The sequence below is a fragment of the Williamsia sp. DF01-3 genome, assembly GCF_023051145.1.
Classification (GTDB): domain Bacteria; phylum Actinomycetota; class Actinomycetes; order Mycobacteriales; family Mycobacteriaceae; genus Williamsia.
Window position 1 is genome coordinate 3,006,666 of the sequence record NZ_JALKFS010000005.1, and the last position, 24,581, is coordinate 3,031,246.

Consider the following 24,581-nt stretch of genomic DNA (forward strand, 5'->3'; position numbering starts at 1 on the left):
AGACGACGTACCCGTGACCACCTCGGTTCCCACCCTCGCCGATTTGCTCGAGACCGGAGTGGAAGGAAGGACCGTGCTGGTCCGTTCCGACCTCAACGTGCCTCTCGACGGCGGCAAGATCACCGACGCCGGACGCATTGTTGCGTCGGCGCCGACCATCAAGGCTCTGTCCGACGCAGGTGCCAAGGTCATCGTGACCGCGCACCTGGGCCGTCCGAAGGGGGTGCCCGACCCGGCGTTCTCCCTCGCGCCGGTCGCCGAGCGTCTCGGCACCGAGCTGGGCCGTAACGTCCAGCTCGCCGGTGACGTGGTCGGCGGGGACGCGCTGGCTCGCTCGGAAGGTCTGACCGACGGCGACGTGCTGTTGGTCGAAAATGTGCGGTTCGATCCGCGCGAGACCTCCAAGGACGCAGCCGAGCGCGAGAAGCTCGCCAAGGCGCTGGTGGAGTTGACCGGCGATGAGGGTGCGTTCGTCTCCGACGGATTCGGTGTGGTGCACCGTGAGCAGGCATCGGTGTACGACGTGGCAAAGCTGTTGCCGCACTACGCCGGTGGCCTGGTCGCAGCCGAGGTCGAGGTTCTGGCCAAGCTGACCACCGACACCGCCCGGCCTTACGCCGTGGTGCTCGGCGGCTCCAAGGTGTCGGACAAGATCGGCGTCATCGAGGCCCTGGCGCCCAAGGTCGACACCCTGGTGATCGGCGGAGGTATGGCGTTCACCTTCCTCGCCGCACGTGGGCTGTCGGTCGGTTCGTCGTTGCTGCAGGAAGACCAGATCGAGGTCTGCAAGTCCTTGCTCGAGCGGTTCGGAGACGTCATCCACCTGCCGGTGGACGTGGTCGTGGCCGACAAGTTCGCGGCCGACGCCGAGGCCCAAACCGTGTCGGCAGAAGAGATCCCGGGCGGCTGGATGGGATTGGACATCGGTCCCGAGTCGGTCAAGCGCTTCGCAGCGGTGTTGCACGAGGCCAAGACCGTGTTCTGGAATGGTCCGGCCGGCGTCTTCGAGTTCGAGAAGTTCGCCGCCGGCACCAAGGGCCTGGCCCAGGCCATCATCGAAGCCACCAGCGGGGGAGCGTTCTCCGTGGTCGGCGGCGGCGACAGCGCGGCGGCGGTCCGAACCCTCGGTCTCCCCGAGGACGGGTTCTCGCACATCTCGACCGGCGGCGGTGCGTCTCTGGAGTATCTCGAAGGCAAAGAGTTGCCCGGACTGAAGGTGTTGGAGAACTGAGATGGCCAATCGTAAGCCGCTGATCGCGGGCAACTGGAAGATGAACCTCAATCACCTCGAGGCCATCGGGCTGGTGCAGAAGATCGCATTCGCGTTGCCCGCCAAGTACTTCGACAAGGTCGACGTCACGGTGATCCCGCCGTTCACCGACATCCGCAGTGTCCAGACCGTCGTCGACGGCGACAAGTTGCTGTTGACCTATGGCGCGCAGGACCTCTCCGCGCATGATTCGGGTGCGTACACCGGTGAGATCAGCGGCGCATTCCTGGCCAAGCTCGGGTGCACGTTCGTGGTGGTCGGGCATTCCGAGCGGCGCACGATGCACGCGGAGACCGACGACGTGGTCCTCGCGAAGACCAAGGCAGCGCTCAAGTACGAGCTGACCCCCATCGTCTGTGTCGGCGAAGGCCTCGAGGTGCGCGAGGCAGGCGACCACGTCGACTACAACATCGCGCAGCTCAAGGGATCGCTTGCGGGCCTGTCCGCCGACGAGATCAGCAAGGTTGTCATCGCGTACGAACCCGTCTGGGCCATCGGTACCGGCCGCGTTGCCAGTGCCGCCGACGCCCAGGAGGTGTGCGCGGCGCTACGCACCACGCTCGCCGAACTGGCCGACGCCAAGGTCGCCGACTCTGTACGCATCCTCTACGGCGGATCTGTGAACGCCAAGAACGTCGGCGAGATCGTCGGACAGACCGACGTCGACGGTGCCCTGGTGGGTGGCGCGTCGCTGAAGTCCGACGAGTTCGCCACCCTGTCGGCGATCGCCGCCGGGGGACCGCTGCCCTGACCAACCGATTTTGTGCCCTTTTGGCGGTGCTGGCCTGCGGGTTTGTTCGCCAGAAGGGCACAATTCTGGGATGGGGGACGCGGCCGGTACAGTTGAACATCGGCCGTCAGTACAACTCTTTGATAGGAAACGACACGTGAAGCTTGCCCTGGACATCGGACTGGTGGTCACCAGCGTCTTGTTGATCGTGTTGGTCCTGCTGCACCGCGGAAAGGGCGGCGGACTCTCGTCGCTGTTCGGCGGCGGTGTGCAGTCAAGTTTGTCCGGCTCCAGTGTTGTGGAGCGAAATCTCGACCGCCTCACCGTGTTCGTCGGCGTCATCTGGCTGATCTTCATCCTCGGCATCGGTCTGGACATCAAACTCTCGTAACTTCGGCCGACACGGGCCATGTCCGAGATGCGCGAGCACGGACCGGCCAGAGATACTTGACCGGTGACTGACAAGCGCCCCATCGTGCCCCGTCCGGAAGCCGGCAGTACCGACCGCGAGCTCACCGAACCACTCCGCGAGGACATCCGGTTGCTCGGCGGGATCCTCGGGCAGATCGTGCGCAAACATGCAGGCGAAGCGACCTTCGAACTGGTCGAGAAAGCGCGTGTCGAGTCGTTCCGGATCCGCCGCGACGAAATCGACCGCACCGAACTCGAAGAGCTCTTCCGCGACATCGACGTCCAGGACGCGATCTCGGTCATCCGGGCGTTCAGCCATTTCGCCTTGCTCGCCAACCTCGCCGAAGACATTCATCGCGAGCGTCGCCGCGCCATCCACGTGCGCGCCGGCGATCCTCCGCAGGACTCGAGTCTCGCCGCCACATATTCCAAGCTGTCTGCCGCGGGTCTGACCGACGAGCAGGTGGGATCTGCGTTGGCAGATGCGACCGTGGTGCCCGTGATCACCGCCCACCCCACCGAGACCCGACGTCGCACGGTCTTCGAGGTGCAGCGTCGCATCACTGATCTGATGCGCTTCGCCGGGCGTACGGAATTGACACCCGCAGAGCGCGACGAGGTGCACACCGCGCTGAACCGGCAGATCCTCACGCTGTGGGAAACCGCGTTGATCCGACTAGAGCGTCTCCAGATCCAGGATGAGATCGAGGTGGGTCTGCGGTATTACGATGCCGGATTCTTCGAGGTCATTCCCCGGGTCAATGCCGAGCTACGGGCATGGCTCCAAGAGCACTATCCAACTGCGGGCATCGCCGGCGATCCAATTCTTCGGATGGGCTCATGGATCGGTGGAGACCGCGACGGGAATCCATTTGTCACCGGTGAGATCGTGGGCATGGCCACCCGGCGTGCCGCGGAAACCGCTGTGGCGCATCATCTATCCGAATTGACCACCCTGGCACAGGAATTGAGCCTGACGTCGCGGCTGACCGAGGTCGACGACGAGGTGTTCGCGCTCGGTGGCGTGGAGCGGGGCACCCCCGACGCCGACGAACCCTATCGCCAGGCATTGCGGGCCATTCGGCGTCGATTGGCTGCAACCGCCGGTTCGTTGTTCGACGATCGATTTGTGGCCGTCAACGACGGGGGCTTCCCCAAAGACGGTGCCGAGACGTACGCCGATGCCGAGCAGTTGCTGGCGGACCTCGACATCATCGATGCATCACTGCGCGCGAACGGCGACGACGAACTCGCCGATGACCGACTGCTGACTCTTCGCGAAGCCGTGCGCGCGTTCGGGTTCCACCTTTCCGGCTTGGACATGCGGCAGAACTCGGACATGCACGAGGAGGTGGTGGCCGAACTGCTCGCGTGGGCCGGGGTCCACCACGACTACACGTCGTTGTCCGAGCACGAGCGGGTCGAGTTGTTGACGGCGGAACTGAGCAACCGTCGACCGCTGGTCGGACCCGGCGCCACACTGTCGGAGCTCGCCGACAAGGAACTGGCGATCGTTCGAGCCGCCGCCTCTGCGGTCGCCGCTTTCGGTCCACAGGCCGTTCCGAACTACGTCATCAGCATGTGCACATCGGTCAGCGATCTGTTCGAGGCGATCGTGCTGCTCAAGGAAGCAGGCCTGTTCGACCCCGGTGATGCGAAGACTCCTCCGACGTCGACCGTCCGGGTCGTCCCACTCTTCGAGACCATCGAGGATCTACAGCAGGGTGCGGCCACTCTTCTTGCGGCACTGGATGTTCCGCTGTACCGCGCGTTGGTGGAACAGCAGGAGGGCATGCAGGAGATCATGCTCGGGTACTCGGACTCCAACAAGGACGGAGGGTATCTCGCCGCGAACTGGGCGCTATATCGTGCCGAACTCGACCTCGTCGAAGCTGCCGAGAAGGCCGGAATCCGGTTGCGGCTCTTCCACGGCCGGGGCGGTACCGTCGGCCGCGGGGGTGGGCCGAGTTACGACGCGATCCTCGCTCAGCCGCCGGGCGCCGTCCAGGGGTCGCTGCGTATCACCGAGCAGGGTGAGGTGATCGCGGCCAAGTACGCCGAACCCGTTGTCGCCCGGCGGAACCTCGAGACTTTGCTGGCCGCGACGATCGAGTCGTCGCTCCTGGACACCGAGGGGCTTGGAGAGGAGGCGGAAGCGGCGTACGCGGTGCTCGATGAACTCGCGGCTCTGGCACGCCAGGCGTACAGCGAACTGGTCCACGAGACACCGGGATTTGTCGAGTATTTCGTGAATTCGACACCCCTGTCGGAGATCGGGTCACTCAACATCGGCAGCCGCCCGGCGTCTCGCAAACAAACAGAGAAGATCTCAGACCTCCGTGCCATCCCGTGGGTCCTGTCGTGGTCGCAGGCGCGCGTGATGCTGCCCGGCTGGTACGGCACGGGTTCGGCGTTCGAGCAGTGGGTGGGGGACGACAGCAGCCGGTTGGAGACGTTGTCGGACTACTACGAGCGCTGGCCGTTCTTCCGAACGGTGATGTCGAACATGGCGCAGGTGATGGCCAAGTCGGATCTCGGTCTGGCCGAACGTTATTCGCGACTCGTCCCCGATGAGGACCTGCGCGTCAAGGTCTTCGGGATGATATCTGCCGAGCATGAACGCACAACGGCCATGTACTTCAAGATCACCAAGACGGACGATCTCCTGGCCGACAACCCAGCGCTCAAACGGTCGGTCTTCAACCGTTTTCCGTACCTCGAGCCGCTGAATCACCTCCAGGTGGAGCTTCTGCGGCGTTACCGCGGCGGGGACGACTCCGAGCTGGTCCGCCGCGGCATCCAGCTCACGATGAACGGTCTCGCAACCGCTCTGCGCAACAGCGGCTGACGGCTCGCCTGGCGGGCTGGGGCCGCCGTGACCGGGCGTCCGTCAGTTGCGCAGGCCCGCGTTCAATCGTGCCGCTTGGCGCGTGAGGTGGTCACGTTCAGGCATGCTGGGCGCTAGTCGGGCAGCGTCGGCATACAGTCGCGCCGCGGTCTTGATGTCGCCGTCGCGTTCGTGCAGGTAGGCGCAGACAGCCGTATACCGGGGCAGTGCGGTGTCGAGCCCGGCGAGGGCGGCCAGCCCGGCTCGCGGGCCGTCGGCTTCACCGACCGCCACGGCGCGATTGAGCCGAACGATCGGGCTGTCGGTGAGTCGCACCAGTTCGTCGTACCACTCCACGATCTGCACCCAGTCGGTTTCCGAGGCCGATCGGGCGTCGGCGTGCAGGGCAGCGATCGCGGCCTGCGCCTGGAACTCGCCGAGATTGTCGCGGGCGAGTGCGTTCTGGAGCACCTCGACACCCTCGGCGATCATGCTGGTGTTCCAGAGGCCCCGATCCTGATCGGCGAGCGGCACCAGGCCACCGTCGGGGCCGGTACGTGCCGGCCGCCGGGCGTGATGGAGCAGCATGAGCGCGAGAAGGCCGGAGACCTCCTCCTGCCGCACCATCGCATCGAGCTGACGTGTCAGTCGAATGGCCTCACCGGCCAGGTCGATGTCACCGGAATAACCCTCGTTGAACACCAGATAGAGCACCCGGAGCACCGTCGCGAGATCACCGGGCCGGTCGAAGCGGACGTCTGACACGGTTCGTTTGGCTCGGCTGATCCGTTGGGCCATCGTTGCCTCGGGGACAAGATAGGCCTGCGCGATCTGCCGGGTACTCAGGCCGCCGATCGCCCGCAGGGTCAGCGCGACGGCCGACGCCGGCGTGAGAGACGGGTGGGCGCAGAGGAAGTACAGGTGGAGTGTGTCGTCGGCAACCTGGCCAGGGCCGGGCGGCGGCTCGTTCTCCGCACGGACCTCACGGTCACGCCGAGCCTTTTCCGACCGCACCGAGTCGAGGAACTTACGCCAGGCGACCGTGATCAGCCAGCCTTTCGGATCCCGTGGAGGATCAGTCGGCCACAGCTTCATCGCCTCCACCAGTGCGTCCTGCACGGCGTCCTCGGCCGTCGCGAAGTCGACTCCGCGACGTACGAGGACGCCGATCACAGCAGGCGTGAGGTTCCGTAAGAGAGCCTCATCCACCGCGTGTCACTCCGTGATCGCCGTGGGTGCGGTGAGGAAGGGGCGCACCTCCAGCCACTCGCGAAGAGGTTCGCCGCCCGCTCCAGGCGCCGCAGACAATTCGGCAGCGAGCTCGAGAGCACGCTCGTAGCTGTCGACATCGATCGCCATCCAGCCGGCGATCAGGTCCTTGGTCTCCGCGAACGGGCCGTCGGTGACCGGCGGGCGACCCTCACCGTCGTATCGCACGAACGTTCGCTCCATCGACAACGCCTGGCTGTCCACGAACTCGCCGTTGCGTTGCAGGCGGGTCGCGAAATCTTCCATGAACTGCATGTGGGCGGACACCTCCTCGGGCTTCCACTGGTCCATCGGTGTGTCGAACAGCGGTGCCGGGCCACCCCGGTAGTGCTTGAGCAACAGGTACTTGGCCATCGTCTTCTCCTTGGTGGATACGGCCCATTGTGGCCGTTTCACTACGGGGACGGAGTCGCTCGGTGGTTCTCGACATCGGCTTGTCCATGAATTCAGAAAATGAGCCGGACGATGTGAGACGATTACGCAAAACAGTCTCAACTCTTGCTCTACCCCCGAGGAGAACCTGTGTCCGCGACACTGCCAGACCAGCGTGTACCCGTCCCCGGTTTCCCGACGGCCGTCAAGTACGGCGCGGCTCAGAACAACCGATGGCTCGGGACCGTCCGTCGAGTAGCTGTCAAGACAACTGGTCGCGACCTCTTTCCCACGGAAGAGCAGATCCGGACATTCGCCGAAGACATGTTCCGCAGCGATCCGGTGGCCGAACGATTTGTCGACGAGGTGTACGGCGAGCTCGGAGCGCCCGCTGCCCGTGCCCTGCTCGACAAGGCCCTGACCGAGGGGCTCGATTCCATCGACAATCCTCCGACAGCGATGAAGGCGCTGTTCGAGGAGTTCGAGACCGTCCCCGAGTGGGTGGACCCGGCGATGATCGCAGAAGGAGAGGCCATCTGGCGCCGCTGGGGCACATCGCTGTTCAGTGTGGCGGGCGGCATCACCTTGGAGATGTACACAGAAGCGGCTGTGGCCACCCCGCTGTCGCTGGCGGGCGGGTACGCCGGGGACAACGCCCTGCGTAGGTTCCTCGAGACGGCCCGTTTCTGGATCGACGTGTCCGAACCCGACGCCTTGTTGACGCCGGGATCGGCCGGCCGTGCCACAGCCATGCGGGTTCGCGTGATGCACGTGTGGGTCCGGCGAACAGTGGCCGAGCATCCCGAATGGGACACCGAGCGGTGGGGTGTGCCGATCAGCCAGTCGTATCAGTTGCTGACGCTGCTCGGTGGGAGCGTGGTCCCGGCGATGGCCCTCTGGATGGTGGGTGTGCAGACATCGCTCCGGGAGATCCGGGTGTTGTTGCACTACCAGCGCTATCTCGGCCACCTCCTGGGCGTTCGAACGCAGTGGTACCCCTCGACCATCGCTGATTCGCTTCGACTGCTCGCGTTGGTAAACGCCACTCGCAGTTACGATTCCGGCCCACACGGTGCCGAGTTGATCGAATCGTTCCCGGCGGCATTCGCGCCTCGGGACGGACACTCCGGACTACGTAGACTTCGAGAGATGTACAACGCCCGGATCTACGCGGCCTACTCGGCGCTGTTCATGATGCCGTGGACGCGGCGCGGGTACGACATGCCCAGCGCCTTGCCCGGGATCGTCTGGATCGTGGTTCGCCTCCCTCTGGTGACGGTGGTCGAAACCGCCCGCCGGGTGTGTCCGCCGGTCTCGCGGTTCCACGAACGTTTGATGCGGCGCCACCGTGAGAACTGGCACGCGGCGCAGATGGAAGGTCGCGAAGCGACGTTCGACACCGGTCGGGGGTTGCGGCGTTGAGTGTGGTCGAGGCGTGGAACGGTCCGGGCCGTCGCGACGGTGAACTCACCGTGGTGCGTCCGTCCGACAACGGAGTCCATCTCCCATCGCGCGGAAAGCCCTTCGAGCACTGGTACTTCGACGCCACGTTCGACAACGGGTATTCGGTCGTGGTGTTCTTCAACAAGCGCCGCCCGGAAGACATGCCATGGGCGCGTCCCTGGGTGGAGATCACGCTGTATGCACCCGATGGATCTCGGCAGCAGTTCTCCAAGAGGTATTCACGATCGAAGGCAACGTTCACCGCCGACCGGGCGGATGTGACCATCGGTGACAACCGGGCCCACATCGAATCCGTCTCGGCGCCTCTGCCGAGTTATCTGGTCCACGCGGCGGTCGGCGGAATCGAACTGGATCTCCGTTTCGACAGCGTGATGAGGCCCTGGATGCCTGGCAGCGGCGAGACGCATTTCACCGACACCGAGTCGTTCGGCTGGGTGGTCGGTGCTCCACGCGCGACGGTGACGGGGCGGGTCAGCCTCGGCGACAACGTATTCGACGTCCTGGGCAAGGGGTACGCCGACCACAATTGGGGCACCGGCGACATGAAGAGGGTCATCGACCGCTGGCACTGGGGCCGGCTGTACTCGGCGGACTATTCGCTGCTCTACGCCACCGTCATGACGCAGCGGCGGTTCGATTCCCACGTGATCAGCCCGCTCATGCTGGCGCGCGACAACGAGGTGGTCCTGAGCACGGGGGAGACGAACCTGATCGAGGGACCGCCGGCGTTCGACGAGGCCGCAGGCCGCACCTACCCGACATCGGTGACCCTGCATGTTCCCGGCGAATTGGAGCTGACCCTGCAGGTGCGCAACGTCATTCACGCCGAGGACATCGTGCGGGGGATCCCGGTCGTGGGTAGCGCCCCGCTGCGGCCGCTGGCTCATCGCCTCATCGGCCACCCGGGATATTTTCGGTTCTACTCCGATTTCGAGCTCACCGTGCACACGTCCGATGGCGCTGTGACGAGATCGGGGACAACCCTTCACGAACTGGTCGCCCTGAGCTAGGGCTGCGACTCGGTCGGCCACCACGTGCCGACGTCTCCGTGCGCGACTACCGGTGTACCCGGACCCACGTCAGGTGAGCTGGGACGCCGCGTCCGGATCGACGAACCACACGGTTGCGTCCGTGCCGTGTGCACCGGCACACGGCCAGTCCAGAGGATCGGCCCCACCGACCCCGGCGGCGACCGCCTCGGCCTTCTCGGCGCCGGACACGAGGAACCACACCTCACGTGCCCTGGCCACGGCCGGGAACGTCAGTGTGATCCGCTTCGGAGGCGGCTTGGGGGAATCGGTGACGGCGACAACGGTCGCGTCGGTCTCAGCGGTCGCGGCGGTGTGCGGGAACAGCGAATTGATGTGCCCCTCACCGCCCATCCCGACCAGGTGGACGTCGAACTCCGGCACCAGATGGCCATCGCCGGCTTTCGACGACAAGGCTGCCGCATAGTCGGCTGCTGCCGCTTCGATGTCGTCGCCGAACTCGCCATCGGACGCAGCCATGACAAACACCCGATCCGGTTGCACCGGAACGTGATGCAGTAGCGCGTCGTAAGCCTGCCCGGCGTTCCGTTCGGGGTCGTCGGCGGTGACGAACCGTTCGTCACCCCAGTAGATGTCCACTGCGGACCAGTCGATGCCGCCGGAGTCCTTCGCGAGTGCCTCGAGCAATGCGATGCCATTGCTACCGCCCGTCAGCACCACCGACGCACTCCCGCGCGCCGCCTGCGCCGAGGTGACCGTGGCGATGAACCGCGCCGCCACCGACTCGACCAGCGCGGTCTTGTCAGCACAGTGGATGACCTGCGCATCGGCGTTCATGCGTGCACCTTGTCTTTCGCTCGGGTCAGGCCCTCGACGCCGTGGAGTGCGAGGTGGTAGATCTCGTCCGGATCGAGGCGCCGCAGTTCCTCTGCAAGGCAGTCGCGGATGTCACGTCCGGGTAGGGCTACCTTGCCGTCGGGCTTACCGGGAATGGAGATGATGGCCTGATTGCTCATACCCACGCACAGCACCAACGGTCCGGCCTCGCGTTCGAGGGTGACCTTGAAGCTGCCGACCGATCGGGTCACCGGCACCTTCAGAACGGCATGCAACCAACCGGCGAGCAGGTCGACCGCGGGAGATCCTGCGGGGCCTTCCACCTCAGCCGACACCGCGGCACTGTGCGGCGGTTGATCGAGCGCCGAGGTGAGCAGGGCGCGCCACGGGGTGATCTGCGACCACGCGATGTCCGAGTCGCCGGGGGAGTACGTTCTCAGTCGTTCGGCGAGAGCGGTGGGCACATCGGAAGCCTTGTTGGTGTCGGTGATCCGGCGCCTGCCGAGCTGCCCCATCGGATCGGCGGCAGGATTCTCGGGCGGCCGGCCCGGCCACCACGTCACCACCGGCGTGTCCGGCAGCATGAACGGGATGACCACGCTCTCACCGTGATTCGCCAATTCGCCGTAGAGATGCAGCACCACCACCTCCGACGCGCCTGCGTCGCCGCCGACCCGGATCTGTGCGTCCAGTCGCGACTTCATCCGACGGTCGCCGCACGACACCACGATCACCCGGCAAGGATGCTCGCGGCTGGCCTCGTTGGCCGCGTCGATCGCGCCTTCGGTGGGTTCGCCCTCGTCCGAGCAGACGAGCAGGGTCAACACCCGGCCCGACGTGAAAGCACCGCCGGCATCACGGATCTTGATGAGTTCCTTGCTGATCGCGGTGGTGCTGGTATCGGGCAGTTCGACAATCACGACTGGAACTCCTTCGTCGGCATGACTACAACTCCTTGGTCGCCCTCGCAGCGCTGCTGCTCCATCTGCCCGACACCGATCACGGACGTCGCCAGGTCCGTCCGTGCCGGGCCAGCATCTCCTCGGCCGATTTCGGACCCCAGGTGCCCGATTCGTAGCCGTCGGGCTTTCCGTTCGCCGCCCAGTGTTCGAGCACCGGGTCGAGGATCTTCCAGGACAGTTCGACCTCGGCATTGACCGGGAACAGCGATGGCTCGCCGAGCAGGACGTCGAGGATCAAACGCTCATACGCCTCGGGGGACGACTCGGTGAACGCCTGCCCGTAACTGAAGTCCATGTTGACGTCTCGGACCTCCATGGACGACCCCGGCACCTTCGAGCCGAAACGTAACGTGATGCCCTCGTCCGGCTGTACCCGGATCACCAGTGCGTTCTGGCTGAGCTCTTCGGTCATCGTCTGATCGAACGGCAGGTGCGGGGCGCGCTTGAACACCAGGGCGATTTCGGTGACCCTGCGGCCCAGGCGTTTTCCCGTCCGTAGGTAGAAGGGCACGCCTGCCCACCGCCGGCTGTCGACCTCGAGTGCGATGGCGGCGAAGGTCTCGGTGGTCGAGTCCGCGGCAAAGCCCTTCTCGTCCTTGAGCCCCGGCACCTCTTCGCTGCCCTGCCAGCCGGCTTCGTACTGTCCGCGCGCGGTGTTCTCGTCGAGCGGCAGGATGTTGCGCGTGGCCGAGAGGACCTTGATCTTCTCGGTCTGCAGCTCGTGCGGTTCGAACGAGATGGGCTCTTCCATCGCGATCAGGGCCATCAGCTGGATCAGGTGGTTCTGGATCACGTCCCGGGCGGCGCCGATCCCGTCGTAGTAGCCGGCCCGGCCTCCGAGTCCGATGTCCTCGGCCATCGTGATCTGCACGTGGTCCACGTAGTGCGAGCTCCACACCGGATCGAACAGCTGGTTGGCAAAGCGCAGCGCCAGGATGTTCTGCACGGTTTCTTTGCCGAGGTAGTGGTCGATGCGGAACACCGAGTGCTCGGGGAAAACGGTGTTCACCACCGCGTTCAGCTCTTTGGCACTCTCCAGGTCGTGGCCGAACGGCTTCTCGATGACCACACGCCGCCAATGGTCGTCGGACTGTTCGGCGAGCCCCGACTTCGACAGCTGCTCGCACACCACAGGGAAGGCCGCCGGCGGGATCGACAGGTAGAAGGCGTGATTGCCCTCGGTTCCTCGCTTCTCGTCCAGTTCACCGAGGGTGTCCCGGAGCTTCTCGAAGGCCGTGTCGTCGTCGAATGTGCCCTGGACGAACCGGAAGCCCTCGCTGAGCCGTTCCCAGACGTCCTCGCGAAACGGGGTACGGGAATGAGCACGCACTGCGTCGTGCACCACCTCCGAGAAATCCTCGTGGTCCCAGTCCCGGCGGGCAAAGCCGACCAGCGCGAAACCGGGGGGTAGAAGCCCCCGGTTCGCGAGGTCGTACACCGCAGGCATCAACTTGCGCTTCGCGAGATCGCCGGTCACGCCGAAGATGACAAGACTGCTGGGCCCGGCGATCCGGGGCAGACGCTTGTCACGGTCGTCGCGCAGCGGATTCGTCCACTGCCCGGCTGCGTCCTTGGCCAACGGATCAGGCTTTCGAGCCGGCTGCCAACTGTTCTGCGGTGGCGTCGAGCAGTTCCCCCCACGCCACCTCGAACTTCTCCACGCCCTCGTTCTCCAGCGTCAGAAAGACGTCGGTGAGGTCGATCCCGATCGCCGAGATCGCGTCGAACACCTCTTGCGACGCAGGACCCTGCCCGATGATCGAGTTCGGATTGACCTTCCCGTGGTCGGCGAAGGCATCCATGGTCTTCTCGGGCATGGTGTTCACCGTTCCCGGGGCCACCAGCTCACCGATGTAGAGGGTGTCCGGCAGACTCGGGTCCTTCACGCCCGTCGAAGCCCACAGCGGGCGTTGGGCGTTGGCGCCGGCCGCGGCCAGTGCACGAAAGCGCGGCTGATCCTCGAACACTTTCTGATACGCAACGTAAGCGAGACGCGCGTTGGCCAGACCGGCCTTGCCCTTGAGTGCCTTGGCCTCGTCGGTGCCGATGGCATCGAGTCGCTTGTCGATCTCGGTGTCGACCCGGGAGACGAAGAACGACGCGACCGAGTGGATCTTGGACAGGTTGTGGCCGGCGGCAGACGCCTTCTCGAGACCCTCGATGTAGGCGTCCATGACCAGCTCGTAGCGTTCGACCGAGAAGATCAGCGTCACGTTCACGCTGATGCCCTCGGCGATGACCTTGGTGATGGCCGGGATGCCCGCCTCGGTCGCCGGGATCTTGATCAGCAGGTTGGGGCGATCGACGATCTTCCACAGTTCCACTGCCTGGGCGACAGTCTGGTCGGAATCGTGGGCGAGGCGGGGATCGACCTCGATCGACACCCGCCCGTCGACACCCTTGGACGCCTCGTACTGCGGGGCCAGAACGTCGCACGCGTTGCGTACGTCGTCCGTGGTGACCGTGCGGATGGTGGCATCCACATCGGCACCTCGTGCGGCCAACTCGTTGACCTGGTCGTCATAGGCGTCGCCCTTGGACAACGCCGCCTGGAAGATCGACGGGTTGGTGGTGACACCCACCACCGACTTGGTGGCGATCAGCTCGGCGAGGTTGCCGGACTGGATACGGGTGCGGGAGAGATCGTCGAGCCAGACCGAAACCCCGGCCTGGGACAGTGCGGCAAGATTGGCGTTCTGTTCGCTCATTTTGCGCTCCAATTCAATTGTTGTGCAGATCTCATTTGGTTTTCGCGACCGACCGCTCGGCGGCCGCGGTGACGGCCTCAGCGGTGATACCGAACTTCTCGTAGAGCACCTTGTAATCGGCCGAGGCGCCGTAGTGCTCGATGGACACGATCTCACCGGCGTCGCCGACCAGGCGGTACCACGGCATCGCGATGCCGGCTTCGACCACCACTCGGGCCTTCACCGTGGGCGGCAGCACCGAATCGCGGTAGCTGCTGTCCTGCTCGTCGAACCACTCGACGCACGGCATCGACACCACGCGGGCATTGATTCCCTTGTCTTTCAGGGCCTTTTGCGCGTCGACAGCGAGGTACACCTCGGAGCCGGTGCCGATCAAGATGACCTCAGGATCGCCTTCGGCGTCCGCGAGGACGTATCCGCCCTTCGCCACGCCCTCGGCCGAGGTTCCCTCGAGGATCGGGATGTTCTGCCGGGTGAGTGCCAGCCCGACCGGATTGTGCCGCCGGGTCATGATGGCCTGCCAGGCGTACGCCGTCTCGTTGGCGTCGCCGGGACGCACCACGTCGAGATCGGGAATCGCGCGAAGCGCCGCCAGATGCTCGATCGGCTGGTGCGTGGGTCCGTCTTCGCCGAGTCCGATCGAGTCGTGGGTCCACACGTAGATCGGATCCGTCTTCATCAGTGCCGCCAGGCGCACGGCCGGACGCATGTAGTCGGCGAACTGGAGGAAGGTTCCGCCGTATGCACGAGTGGGGCCGTGCCGCACGATGCCCGACAGGATCGCGCCCATCGCGTGCTCACGGATGCCGAAGTGCAGCGTGCGCCCGTACGGGTTCGCGCTCCAGTTCTTGGTGCTGATCCCGCTGGGGCCGAAGGATGCGGCTCCGTCCATCGTGGTGTTGTTGCTGCCGGCGAGGTCAGCAGAGCCACCCCACAGTTCGGGCAGAACGGGTCCGAGCGCAGAGAGCACCTTGCCCGAGGCTGATCGGGTGGCCACGTCCTTGTCGCCGACCTCCCACTTGGGGAGGGCGTCGGTCCAGCCGTCCGGCAGTCCGTTGACCACGAGGCGGTCGAGCAGAGCCTTGCGATCCGGGTTCACCTCGGCCCACTCGTCGAACGACTTCTCCCAGGCCTTGCGCCGTTCGGCGCCGCGGTCCACCAGCTGCCGGGTGTGTGCGATGACCTCGTCCGCGACCTCGAACGTCTTGTCGGGGTCGAACCCCAAGAGTTTCTTGGTCTCGGCGACCTCATCATCGCCAAGCGCGCTGCCGTGGGCGCTGCCGGTGTTCATCTTGTTGGGTGCGGGGTAGCCGATGATGGTGCGCAGCACGATGATCGACGGTTTGTCGATCACAGCCTTCGCCTTTTCGACGGCCTCCTCGATCGCGGTCACGTTCTCGCCGCCCTCGACGTGCTGGACGTGCCAGCCGTATGCCTCGTAGCGCGCGGCGACGTCCTCGGACAGTGCGATGTCGGTGTCGTCCTCGATCGAGATGTGGTTCTTGTCGTAGAACACGATGAGGTTGCCGAGCTGTTGGGTGCCTGCCAGTGAGCTTGCCTCCGAGGTGACGCCCTCCTCGATGTCGCCGTCGGACGCGATCACGTAGATGTAGTGGTCGAACGCGCTCTGGCCGACCGGTGCATCCGGGTCGAACAGACCACGCTCGTAGCGGGCGGCCATCGCCATCCCGACCGACGACGCCAGTCCCTGACCGAGTGGTCCGGTGGTCATCTCCACGCCACGCGTGTGGCGGTACTCGGGGTGGCCGGGCGTCTTGGACTCGTAGGTGCGCAGCGCCTTCAGGTCGTCGAGTTCGAGGCCGAATCCACCTAGATAGAGCTGGATGTACAGCGTCAGGCTCGAGTGACCGCACGACAGGATGAAGCGGTCGCGGCCCATCCAGTCCGTATCCGTGGGGTCATGCCGCATCACACGCTGGAACAGCGTGTAGGCCAGCGGCGCCAGGCTCATGGCTGTTCCGGGGTGTCCACTGCCGCATTTCTGAACAGCGTCTGCGGCCAGAACGCGCACTGTGTCAACGGCTTTGGTGTCCACCTCGCTCCAGTCAGCAGGGTGTGAGGGCTGTGTTAGCGCGCGAATCTCATCTGTTGCTGACACGATTGTGTGGACTCCTCCAAGCTCGACTTCCCGTACATGGCAGGCTGCGAACAGCCCACGTCAAGCCTAGACGTCTCCCGGTCCCATGGCGCGATACGGGACTGAATAATCCTGCGGTTCACCTTCCGGGGCCTGACCGGCGAGGTCAGGCGCCGGATCGGACCTCGATTGCCGTTCTGGGGTACCGGCCGTCTACCATTCCCTGTAGTAGATGAGTGAGTCAGGAGATCTAGTGCGGATTGGGGAACGTGTGAGCGGACACGGTTTCGCCTCCTCCCCAGCGTCAGGTGGTGGTGAGGCTCCGCCCATGCAGCGCCCCACCAGCATGCGCGGGAGGATCTCGGGAACGGCCTTGGCCTATCTCGCCCTCACCAAGCCACGGGTCATCGAGTTGCTCCTCGTGGCAACCATCCCCGTGATGCTGCTGGCCGATCGTGGTCGGGTGGACCTGGCCCTGATGGCCTGGACCCTGCTGGGCGGCTGGCTCGGAGCGGCGAGCGCCAACACCCTCAACATGGTGGTCGACGCCGACATCGACCAGAAGATGAAGCGCACCGAACGTCGGCCCCTCGCTCGCCACGCGGTGTCCACCAGAAGCGCACTCATCTTCGGGATCGTGCTGGGCGCGGCGTCGTTCGCGGTGCTGTCGACGATGGCCAACCTGCTCAGCGCCCTGTTGGTGATGGCGACGATCGCGTTCTACGTCTTCGTCTACACGATGGTGCTCAAGCGCCGTACGTGGCAGAACGTGGTGTGGGGCGGAGCGGCCGGCTGCATGCCGACCCTGGTCGGCTGGGCTGCGGTCACCGGAAGTCTGAGCTGGCAGCCCGTTGTGCTGTTCATGGTGATCTTCTTCTGGACGCCACCGCACACCTGGGCGCTCGCGATGCGCTACAAGGAGGACTACCGGGCGGCGGGTGTGCCCATGCTCCCCGTCATCGCCACCGAGATCCAGGTCACCCGGCAGATGCTGTTCTACACCTGGGCGACGGTGCTGAGCACGCTGGTGTTGTGCCTGGCCACGGGCTGGATCTACACGGCCGTGGCACTCGCCGCAGGCGGCTGGTTCATCTTCGTGGTCCACAAGCTCTACCGCGCCACCCTGCGCGGCGAGGAAGTCACCCCGCTCAAGGTCTTCTTGCAGTCCAACGAATATCTCGCGATAGTCTTCTGCGGACTGGCGATCGATTCGGTGATCGGATTGCCGACGCTGACAAGCCTGTTCTGACGGGCACCACCGGCCACTGGCCGGTGCGAGGTGATTTGGGGGAAACATGTCGTACCCGCCTGGGCAGGGTCAGGGGCCCGGAAACAACGACTGGCGGCCCTATTCGGAGCCGACCCAGGTCGGCCAGCCCCAGTTCGGCCCATCGCAATACGGTCAGCAGCCGCCTCAGGACAACGGCCAGGGCGGCCAGTTCTACGGCCAGCATGATCCCAACTACAACCCGTACCAGCCCTACCCGGCCTCGGGTGGACAGTGGGGCCCGCCCCAGCCCCGCAAATCCCGCACGCCCCTGATCATCGGTCTCGTCGCGGTCGCAGTGCTCGTCGTTGTGGCTGTTGTGGTCGCTTTAATTGTGGCGCTGGGCGGGGAGGCGCGAGCAGTGATCCGGACTCAGCGGTGGAGGGGTATCTCACGGCGCTGTCCGACGGCGATGCAGCCAAGGCGCTGGACCTGTCCAAGTCGCCCGCGTCCGAACTCCTGCTGACCGACGACATCCTGAAACAACAGCAGGAGATCGCCAAGATCTCGGACATCTCGATCGTCGATGTCCAGAAGATGGGCGAGATGGCCACGGTCCAGGCCACCTACCAATTCGGAGACCGTAAAGCCGACGAGAGTTTTGTCCTGCACAAGACCGGGGATTCCTGGCGGCTGGACGAGGGCGTCGTCGCAGTGGACATCAGCAGCCTCGGAGGCATCCCGGGGCTCACCGCCTTCGGTGTTCCTGTCGACGGCGAGGCCAAGGTGTATGTGTTCCCCGGGCCCGTGAAGTGGGGCAGTGCCGACGAGAACTTCGCGGTCGTGAACGGCAAGGAAAAGGACTTCCCGGTGGCGGGGACCAGTTACGGGTCGTTCCCGGACCTGACCGCTGAACTCAGCGGCAAAGGACAGAACGCTGTGAACACGGCAGTTCAGGCGCACCTCGACGAGTGCGCGCTGTCCGTGCAGGTCGACGCGGCAACGGACAAGCCGGACTGCGGCCAGCGGACGTACGCCTACAACGCCGAACCGGGCTCGGCGAAATGGACTGCGCCGGCGCAATTGCCTGCCCTCGACTACCGCCTGGGATACGACAACCCCGAGGAAGTGTCGGTGGACGGCGAGATGGAGTGGTCGGTGACCTTCCGCACGACCGCGTCGGGTTCACGACCGGCCGAGACCAAGACGGAGACCGTCACGGACTACCTGTACGGCACCGTCGACCTGGCCCAGAATCCGCCGGTGTTCACACCCGAGGGATGACCGGCCTGCGCTTCAGCTCGGCTGCGGCGTCAGGACAACCGACCCCGTGGTCGCGCGGGCGGCCAGATCGATGTGCGCCTGCCTCGCCTCGGCCAGTGGATACGAGTGCGCGACCCGAACGGTGACGGTGCCGTCGGCGATCCCGCTCATCACCTCACCGGCGCGCCACGCCAACTCTTCGGGGTCGGAGATGAAGTGCTTGAGGGTCGGCCGGGTGACCGACAACGACCCGGCGGCGTTCAGTCGTTGCAGATCAAAGGGTGGGACCGGTCCGCTGGCCGCTCCGAAGAGAACAACGATTCCCCGGACTGCGGTCGCGGCGAGGCTCTGCTCGAACGTGTCGGCACCCACGCCGTCGTAGGCGATCGGCACGCCTGCGCCACCGGTGAGGTCGCGTACCTGTTCGGCCACGTGGTCCCCGTATCGCAGTACCTCATCGGCCCCGGCCCGCCGGGACAGGTCCTCCTTCGCGTCGTTCGACACGGTGGTGATGACCCGCAGTCCTCTGGCCTTGGCCATCTGGGTGAGCACCAGGCCGACGCCGCCTGCGCCGGCATGGACGAGGACGGTGTCGCCCGGGCGCGGGTGGGCGGCACCATCGAGCAGGTAGTGCGCAGTGATCCCCTGCAGCAGAGCGGACGCCGCGACGTCGTCGGCGATGGTGTCGGGTACGGCCACGGCGCGCGCTGCCGGCACCACAACGAGTTCGGCGTAGCTCGAGGGTGCATCGCACCACGCGACCCGCTGGCCGACCGATATCGAGTCCACATTGGGGCCGACCGCCACGACCTCACCGGCGCCTTCACTGCCCGGGATGAACGGCAGCGTCATCGGATACATGCCGGACCGCTGGTACGTGTCGATGAAGTTCACGCCGATCGCCGCGACGCGCACCAGGACCTCACCAGGACCGGGTTCGGGGTCTGCGGTCTCGACCACATCCATCACTTCGGGCCCACCGTGCTGACTGACCTGGATCGCATGCATGACTCCAGTTGTACCGAGCCCATCAGAGTGTCCGGTGATCGGCCCTGTCGCGGTGCGCAATATGCTGTGACACATGAGCGACCACAAGGGTGTCATCTCGGCTATTTCGAAGTTCGTGGCCCGCGAGGGTGGTTCGGCCACCGCTGTCCTGCAGGGGATCGGCGCCTCAGGCGTCCGCATCACGCTGGTGGGCGGGGCGGGCGGAATCCTGGGCGATCAGGTGGTCCGGGACATGGAGACCGCAAAGCAGATCGTGGAACAGGTCGACGGGGTCGAGATCGGCGAGTGGGATCGCGACCTCACGTCGGCGGTCGATGTCCGTCCCGGGCACTATCGCAAGATGGCGGGCTGGGTGGCCAACACCTAGACACGGCAGCCGCCCCCTTCCGGAGGGGGCGTCAGACCGCTGCGGCCGTTCGTGGCTCGGCCGGCGATGCCGTCAGTGGATTCCCGGTTGATCGGGGACGCATTCCCACCCAGAGAGCTGCTGTTGCGGCAACGCAGGCTCCTGCTCCAGCGACGTGCATGACCACCAGCGCCGCGGGGATGTCGGTGAGGTATTGGGTGATCCCGATGACCGCCTGTGCTGCGACCACGGCCACCACCACATAGAGCCGGCGTTTGAGCCTGCTCGGAGCGCCGACGGCGAACAGCGCGAAACCGATCGCCAGGAGCAGCGACAGGTAGGCGATCAGGAGATCGGCGTGTAGGTGGACCAGTGTGGTCACCTCGATCTTCAGACGGGGAACCGGCTTGTCGATGCTCTTGTCACCGGCGTGCGGGCCGGCTCCGGTCACCATTGTTCCGGCGATCAGAACTCCGGTCATCACCACAGCCGACAGGACGGTGAGCCACCGGAGGGCAGCCGGGACCACGGGGACGGCTTGCACGTCGTCTGGCTCGCGGACCTTCTCGAGCAGGAGTACGGACAGCCACACCATGGCCATCGACAACAGCAGGTGGATGGCGACCGTCCACCACAGCAATCCGGTGAGCACGGTGATGCCGCCGACAACGGCCTGGACCACGGTGGACGCCGGCATCAGCCAGGCGTACACACGAACCTCGTACCTGCGTCGTGCCCTGGTGACCGCGATGACGATCAACGCGGCGGTGAGCACCACCGCGAACGTCAGGAGCCGGTTGCCGAACTCGACGGCCTGATGGATCGCGGCGACCTCGGGGTGCGCGGTGGGTGTGAAGCTGCCCGGGAAGCACTGGGGCCACGTCGGGCATCCCAAGCCTGAGGACGTCACGCGAACCACCGATCCGGTGACCGCGATTCCCGCCTGGGTGAGCACCACCGCCAACGCCAGCAGGGTCTGGACGCGGAGCGAGGGGAGGGGGAGCCGGTCGACTAGCCGGACAAACAGGCGGTACACGCCTTCGATGGTAGGGGCAGGGCGAATGTGACCTGGGTCCAGGTGAGGCAATCAGGTGAAGCGGAAATACCGGACGGCGGCGATGCCTGCCGCGGCGCCCCAGATCGCCAGGACGGCGAGTCCGAACACGTCGACAGAGCCCGCGGTGGCCTGGTGTAGCGCCTCGCTGAGGGCTCCGGACGGAGTGCATCGCGCAAACCATTCGACGACGTCGGGAACGCGGTCCCCGATCACCACGATGGATCCGATGCCGATGAACGCGAACCACAGCAGATTGGCCAGAGCCAGCACCACCTCGGCTTTGAGCGTGCCTCCGAGCAGCAGTCCCATCGCCGAGAACGCCAGCGTTCCGATCGCGATCGCGATGATGCCGAGCAACAGCCCGCCGATCGACGGTCTCCAGCCCAGTGCTGCACCGATCAGACCCAGTACGACGGCCTGCCCGCTGACCACGATGGCCACCGCGACGGATTTGCCTACTATGACACCCCATCGCGGGAGGGGCGTGGCGCCCAGACGTTTCAGTGCGCCGTACCGACGGTCGAATCCGACCGCGATCGCCTGACCGGTGAATGCGGTGGACATCACGGCCACGGTCATGATGGCGGGAACGAAGGTGTCCGTACGAGATTCGTCGAAGTCACCGATCGGCAGCAGACATAACCCGATCAGCAATGTGATCGGGATGAACATCGTGAGGAGTTGCTGCTCGCCGTTGCGCAGCAGCAACATCAGCTCGATCCGGGACTGCGCCACGATCATCTGACGAATGGGGGCGGGTCGCGGACGTGGGCTGAATGTGCCGGCTGCGAAACGATTCGGCGTGCTCATCCGCGCATGCCCCGGCCGGTCAGCTCGAGAAACACGTCTTCCAGACTCCTGGTCTCGACCCGCAGGTCGGTGGCGAGGACATTGATCTTGGCGCACCACGACGTCACGGTGACCAGCACCTGCGGCGTCACCTGGCCGGTCACCAGGTAACCGCCGGGAGTCACCTCGGTGCACGAATACTCTTCGGGCAGAACAGTTCTGAGCAGAGTGAGGTCCAGTCCCCGTGGTGCTTGAAATCGCAGCTCGTTCTCGGCGCCGCGGCTGGTCAGTTCGGCGGGCGTGCCTTTGGCCACCTCGACACCGTGGTCGATGATGAGCACCTGGTCGGCTAGCTCCTCGGCTTCATCCATCAGGTGGGTGGTGATCAGCACCGAGACCCCGTCGGCCCGCAGACGATCGATCAGCTCCCACACCATGATCCGGGCGTGGGCGTCCATGCCGGCAGTCGGTTCGTCGAGGAACACCACTTCGGGACGACCCACCAACGCGCAGGCCAGGGCAAGTCGTTGTTGCTGCCCACCCGACAGTCGCCGGTAGGAGGTGCGCTGGGCGTCGACCAGTCCGAGGTTCTTCAGAAGCCAGTCCGTGTCGATGGGGTCCGCCGAGTACGACGCGCACAGGCGCAGCATCTCTCCGGCCCGGGCGCCCGGATACGCTCCGCCACCTTGGAGCATCACACCGATCCGGCTTCGCACCTGGTCGTTGTCGGCGAGTGGGTCCAGGCCGAGGAGACTCACCTCACCCTCGTCAGGGGCCTGAAAACCCTCGCAGATCTCGACGGTGGTGGTCTTACCCGCTCCATTCGGACCGAGAATTGCCAGGATCTCGCCGCGCTGCAGTTCGAGGTCGAGGCCGCCCACGGCAGTGGTATCACCGAAGCGTTTGACGAGTCCCTTGACTGACAGCGCGGGTCCATCGACTCCGACGCCGGCGATACCGGGGGCGGACGACGGGCTGCTCACAACCACCAAGAGTAAGCGCCCGTTTGCCCGGCTCGGTACACGGGTGAGGCGAAACCGGCGGCGTCGGCGATCAGTTGTCGACCGCGGCCGGTGCCGCCTGGGCGACTTTGGCGCGCCGCCGGCGCTGCCAGGGCATCTCTTCGAAGAACAGGGCTGTGAGAACGGCCACCAACAGGACCGCGGCGACGATGGCCTCGGCCAGCTGGAAGCCGCGGGTGCCGCCCCGGTGGGCAACACCACGACGGAGATGATCGCCGAGATCGACACCGAGATGATCCGGAACCACCGCCCGGTCGCCCATGCGGCGAGCGGGATGATGGCCCACAGCAGGTACCACGGCTGGACGAAGGGGAAGAAAAGGACGACGGTTCCCATCGCCAATCCCAGTGCGCCGACCGGGTGCAATCGGCCGGCCAGTGCCGCCAGGAGCCAGCGCACGACGAGGACTGCAGCAACCGCCTGGGCGGCCGGGCGCGCGACATCGAGCATCGCCTGGGTGTGGTCGCCCAGCCCGAGCAAGACCCCGATCCGTCCGGTCGTCACCGACAGGAACGTGGGCATGGACATCCACGAGCGCACCACATCACCGGTGGAAAGGGTTTTGGTCCATCCGAATCCGAGGCCGGTGCCGACACAGATCGCCACCATCACCGCGACCAGGATGACGCCGAGGAACGCGGCCGACGCCGACAAGGCTCCGAGACTGCGTCTGGACCGCTGCCAGTACTCGCGGGGAGGCGCATGCCGTAACGCCGGAAGGGTGGCACCCCACCGACGGGCCAGCGCGATGCCTACGAATCCGAAGGCCAGGATGGACGCGATCTTGATCATGCAGGAGGCGGCGATCACGACAGCGCCCGCGATCAGCAGCAGCCCCGCCCGGCTGGGCCACACCGAACCGGGTCTTCGGAGCCGGTCGGGTGAGTCGAGTCCCCGGAAGCACAGTTCCATACCCGCGAGCATCATCCCGAGCATCAGGGCTTCGTTGTGGATGCCACCCACCAGATGCAGGATGAGCAGCGGATTCATCGCGCCGAGCCACAGCGCGGCCACCGGCGACACCCCACACCGCTTGGCCAATCGCGGAAGCGCCCACACGATCAGGCCGACCCCGAACAGGGCGAGCGCCCGATGCGCCACCAACGCCGCGGGAATGTACTCGCCGGTGACGTGGGTGATGTTGTCGCCGAGCCACAGGAACAGCGGCCCGTAGGGCGCAGGCGTCTCGCGCCACAGGTTGGGGACCGATCTGGTGAAGACATGGTCGATGCCCAATCCGGCGGCGGGACTGACGACGTAGGGATCGAGGCCGCGGGCGGCGATCTCGCTCTGCGCGAGGTAGGAGTAGACGTCCTTGCTGAGCATCGGCGGGGCCACGACGAACGGCATCAGCCAGACCAGCAACGTGCGGTCGGCTTGCCTGCGGGTCATCCGGCGCGGCGGGGCATGCCCTTTCATGACGTCGCCGCCCACTCGGCCGACGGCAAATCGGCCTAGCAGAAGCCACGCGAGCACGAGGATCACCGTGCCGGCGAGAGAGAAGGTCAGCGCTGTGGGCCACATTCGCGACGGCAGCGACAAAACGCGAGCACCGGCAAGAGGGTTTTGCAGCACCGGCAATGCACCGGTCCCCAGCGAGCCGACCAGAACCAGCACCGCGCCGGTTGCGCCGAACAGACGAATCCGCAGCAGTCGCTTGGACTCCTCGCGGTTGAGTGGACCCACCTCGCCCTCGTCGCCGTGCAGTCGCGCAACGGTGAGCCCGTAGTCGCCGGTGGCGTCGCGGTCAGGCGGGCCGTCCCCGTTCCGAAGCCCCAGGTAATCGAGGGATCGTCGGAAACCGGTGCGCACAGGGGTCGATCGGGCCGGCGCTGTTGCCTTCGGCTCGGGTTCGGTGACTGTGGTTTCCGGCACAGCAGAGACTGTAGTGGTCGCTCATGGGCACCGGCCCGGGCCTGCGAGTTCGTTGATCATCGCCGCCTGGATGGTCG

The 24,581-nt window shown here is 65.7% G+C and carries 20 protein-coding genes and 1 pseudogene; 9 read left to right on the forward strand and 12 right to left on the reverse strand.

Annotated features, from left to right (window positions below; genetic code table 11):
- The first annotated feature begins 13 nt into the window (after positions 1-13).
- The 4 genes from pgk to ppc all read left to right on the forward strand — a co-directional run bounded on the left by pgk (position 14) and on the right by ppc (position 5,259).
- The gene (gene pgk / locus MVA47_RS16315; RefSeq protein WP_247208680.1) at positions 14-1,231 is read left to right on the forward strand and encodes a phosphoglycerate kinase; all 1,218 of its coding nucleotides are present in this window, start codon (positions 14-16) and stop codon (positions 1,229-1,231) included.
- Position 1,232: 1 nt separating this feature from the next.
- Complete coding sequence (gene tpiA, locus MVA47_RS16320) at positions 1,233-2,021, forward strand: triose-phosphate isomerase (RefSeq protein ID WP_247208681.1); 789 nt, start codon at positions 1,233-1,235, stop codon at positions 2,019-2,021.
- 136 nt (positions 2,022-2,157) lie between these two features.
- A complete protein-coding gene (gene secG, locus MVA47_RS16325) occupies positions 2,158-2,391 on the forward strand; it encodes a preprotein translocase subunit SecG (protein ID WP_023959413.1) in 234 nt (77 codons plus the stop codon).
- A 63-nt stretch (positions 2,392-2,454) separates the two neighbouring features.
- A complete protein-coding gene (gene ppc / locus MVA47_RS16330) occupies positions 2,455-5,259 on the forward strand; it encodes a phosphoenolpyruvate carboxylase (RefSeq protein WP_247208682.1) in 2,805 nt (934 codons plus the stop codon).
- Positions 5,260-5,301: 42 nt separating this feature from the next.
- Here ppc and MVA47_RS16335 read toward each other — a convergent pair whose 3' ends face one another.
- Together MVA47_RS16335 and MVA47_RS16340 are read right to left on the reverse strand one after the other, a co-directional pair.
- Complete coding sequence (locus MVA47_RS16335) at positions 5,302-6,447, reverse strand: RNA polymerase sigma factor (protein WP_247208683.1); 1,146 nt, start codon at positions 6,445-6,447, stop codon at positions 5,302-5,304.
- A 6-nt stretch (positions 6,448-6,453) separates the two neighbouring features.
- Positions 6,454-6,861, reverse strand: coding sequence for a YciI family protein (locus MVA47_RS16340; protein WP_247208684.1), 408 nt, complete (start codon positions 6,859-6,861; stop codon positions 6,454-6,456).
- Positions 6,862-7,029: 168 nt separating this feature from the next.
- Here MVA47_RS16340 and MVA47_RS16345 point away from each other — a divergent pair, with 168 nt between their 5' ends.
- The gene (locus MVA47_RS16345; protein ID WP_247208685.1) at positions 7,030-8,301 is read left to right on the forward strand and encodes an oxygenase MpaB family protein; all 1,272 of its coding nucleotides are present in this window, start codon (positions 7,030-7,032) and stop codon (positions 8,299-8,301) included.
- A 2-nt stretch (positions 8,302-8,303) separates the two neighbouring features.
- Positions 8,304-9,353, forward strand: coding sequence for a lipocalin-like domain-containing protein (locus MVA47_RS16350; RefSeq protein ID WP_247210849.1), 1,050 nt, complete (start codon positions 8,304-8,306; stop codon positions 9,351-9,353).
- Positions 9,354-9,422: 69 nt separating this feature from the next.
- On the opposite strand, the gene pgl is transcribed toward MVA47_RS16350, so the two are convergent.
- The 5 genes from pgl to tkt form a co-directional block, all read right to left on the reverse strand.
- Positions 9,423-10,169, reverse strand: a complete 747-nt coding sequence (gene pgl, locus MVA47_RS16355; RefSeq protein ID WP_247208686.1) for a 6-phosphogluconolactonase — start codon at positions 10,167-10,169, stop codon at positions 9,423-9,425.
- Positions 10,166-11,089: a glucose-6-phosphate dehydrogenase assembly protein OpcA gene (locus MVA47_RS16360; protein WP_247208687.1), complete on the reverse strand. Its 924-nt coding sequence runs from the start codon at positions 11,087-11,089 to the stop codon at positions 10,166-10,168. The genes pgl and MVA47_RS16360 overlap by 4 nt, the downstream gene beginning before the upstream one ends.
- Before the next feature lie 79 nt (positions 11,090-11,168).
- Positions 11,169-12,710 carry a glucose-6-phosphate dehydrogenase gene (zwf, locus tag MVA47_RS16365; RefSeq protein ID WP_247208688.1) on the reverse strand — a complete coding sequence of 514 codons (1,542 nt, stop codon included), beginning with the start codon at positions 12,708-12,710 and terminating at the stop codon, positions 11,169-11,171.
- Between the two features lie 4 nt (positions 12,711-12,714).
- A complete protein-coding gene (tal, locus tag MVA47_RS16370; RefSeq protein WP_247208689.1) occupies positions 12,715-13,839 on the reverse strand; it encodes a transaldolase in 1,125 nt (374 codons plus the stop codon).
- Positions 13,840-13,870: 31 nt separating this feature from the next.
- Positions 13,871-15,958: a transketolase gene (gene tkt / locus MVA47_RS16375; protein WP_247208690.1), complete on the reverse strand. Its 2,088-nt coding sequence runs from the start codon at positions 15,956-15,958 to the stop codon at positions 13,871-13,873.
- 307 nt (positions 15,959-16,265) lie between these two features.
- Here tkt and MVA47_RS16380 point away from each other — a divergent pair, with 307 nt between their 5' ends.
- Both MVA47_RS16380 and MVA47_RS16385 read left to right on the forward strand, forming a co-directional pair.
- Positions 16,266-17,186 carry a heme o synthase gene (locus MVA47_RS16380; RefSeq protein ID WP_247208691.1) on the forward strand — a complete coding sequence of 307 codons (921 nt, stop codon included), beginning with the start codon at positions 16,266-16,268 and terminating at the stop codon, positions 17,184-17,186.
- Between the two features lie 396 nt (positions 17,187-17,582).
- A complete protein-coding gene (locus MVA47_RS16385) occupies positions 17,583-18,428 on the forward strand; it encodes a hypothetical protein (RefSeq protein ID WP_247208692.1) in 846 nt (281 codons plus the stop codon).
- 12 nt (positions 18,429-18,440) lie between these two features.
- Here the strand turns inward: MVA47_RS16385 and MVA47_RS16390 are convergent, their stop codons facing one another.
- Positions 18,441-19,415 carry a quinone oxidoreductase gene (locus MVA47_RS16390; protein WP_247208693.1) on the reverse strand — a complete coding sequence of 325 codons (975 nt, stop codon included), beginning with the start codon at positions 19,413-19,415 and terminating at the stop codon, positions 18,441-18,443.
- 73 nt (positions 19,416-19,488) lie between these two features.
- On the opposite strand from MVA47_RS16390, the gene MVA47_RS16395 reads away from it, so the two are divergent.
- Positions 19,489-19,782, forward strand: a complete 294-nt coding sequence (locus MVA47_RS16395; RefSeq protein ID WP_099382366.1) for a hypothetical protein — start codon at positions 19,489-19,491, stop codon at positions 19,780-19,782.
- Positions 19,783-19,813: 31 nt separating this feature from the next.
- Here MVA47_RS16395 and MVA47_RS16400 read toward each other — a convergent pair whose 3' ends face one another.
- The 4 genes and pseudogenes from MVA47_RS16400 to mptB all read right to left on the reverse strand — a co-directional run bounded on the left by MVA47_RS16400 (position 19,814) and on the right by mptB (position 24,441).
- Positions 19,814-20,797, reverse strand: a complete 984-nt coding sequence (locus tag MVA47_RS16400; protein ID WP_247208694.1) for a heme A synthase — start codon at positions 20,795-20,797, stop codon at positions 19,814-19,816.
- A gap of 51 nt (positions 20,798-20,848) precedes the next feature.
- On the reverse strand, positions 20,849-21,628 hold the full coding sequence (locus MVA47_RS16405) for an ABC transporter permease (RefSeq protein WP_247208695.1): 780 nt from the start codon (positions 21,626-21,628) through the stop codon (positions 20,849-20,851).
- Entirely contained in the window at positions 21,625-22,596 is a 972-nt protein-coding gene (locus tag MVA47_RS16410; RefSeq protein WP_247208696.1) for an ABC transporter ATP-binding protein, read from the reverse strand. The genes MVA47_RS16405 and MVA47_RS16410 overlap by 4 nt, the downstream gene beginning before the upstream one ends.
- 64 nt (positions 22,597-22,660) lie before the next feature.
- A pseudogene (mptB, locus tag MVA47_RS16415) lies at positions 22,661-24,441 on the reverse strand (polyprenol phosphomannose-dependent alpha 1,6 mannosyltransferase MptB).
- Positions 24,442-24,581: the final 140 nt, after the last annotated feature.

Bases quoted from the DNA above. Each gene is read 5' to 3' on its own strand.
- tpiA (WP_247208681.1), top strand. From the start codon at position 1,233: ATGGCCAATCGTAAGCCGCTGATCGCGGGCAACTGGAAGATGAACCTC.
- MVA47_RS16340 (WP_247208684.1), bottom strand. From the start codon at position 6,861: ATGGCCAAGTACCTGTTGCTCAAGCACTACCGGGGTGGCCCGGCACCG.
- pgl (WP_247208686.1), bottom strand. From the start codon at position 10,169: ATGAACGCCGATGCGCAGGTCATCCACTGTGCTGACAAGACCGCGCTG.
- tal (WP_247208689.1), bottom strand. From the start codon at position 13,839: ATGAGCGAACAGAACGCCAATCTTGCCGCACTGTCCCAGGCCGGGGTT.
- MVA47_RS16380 (WP_247208691.1), top strand. From the start codon at position 16,266: ATGCAGCGCCCCACCAGCATGCGCGGGAGGATCTCGGGAACGGCCTTG.
- MVA47_RS16390 (WP_247208693.1), bottom strand. From the start codon at position 19,415: ATGCATGCGATCCAGGTCAGTCAGCACGGTGGGCCCGAAGTGATGGAT.
- MVA47_RS16395 (WP_099382366.1), top strand. From the start codon at position 19,489: ATGAGCGACCACAAGGGTGTCATCTCGGCTATTTCGAAGTTCGTGGCC.
- MVA47_RS16405 (WP_247208695.1), bottom strand. From the start codon at position 21,628: ATGAGCACGCCGAATCGTTTCGCAGCCGGCACATTCAGCCCACGTCCG.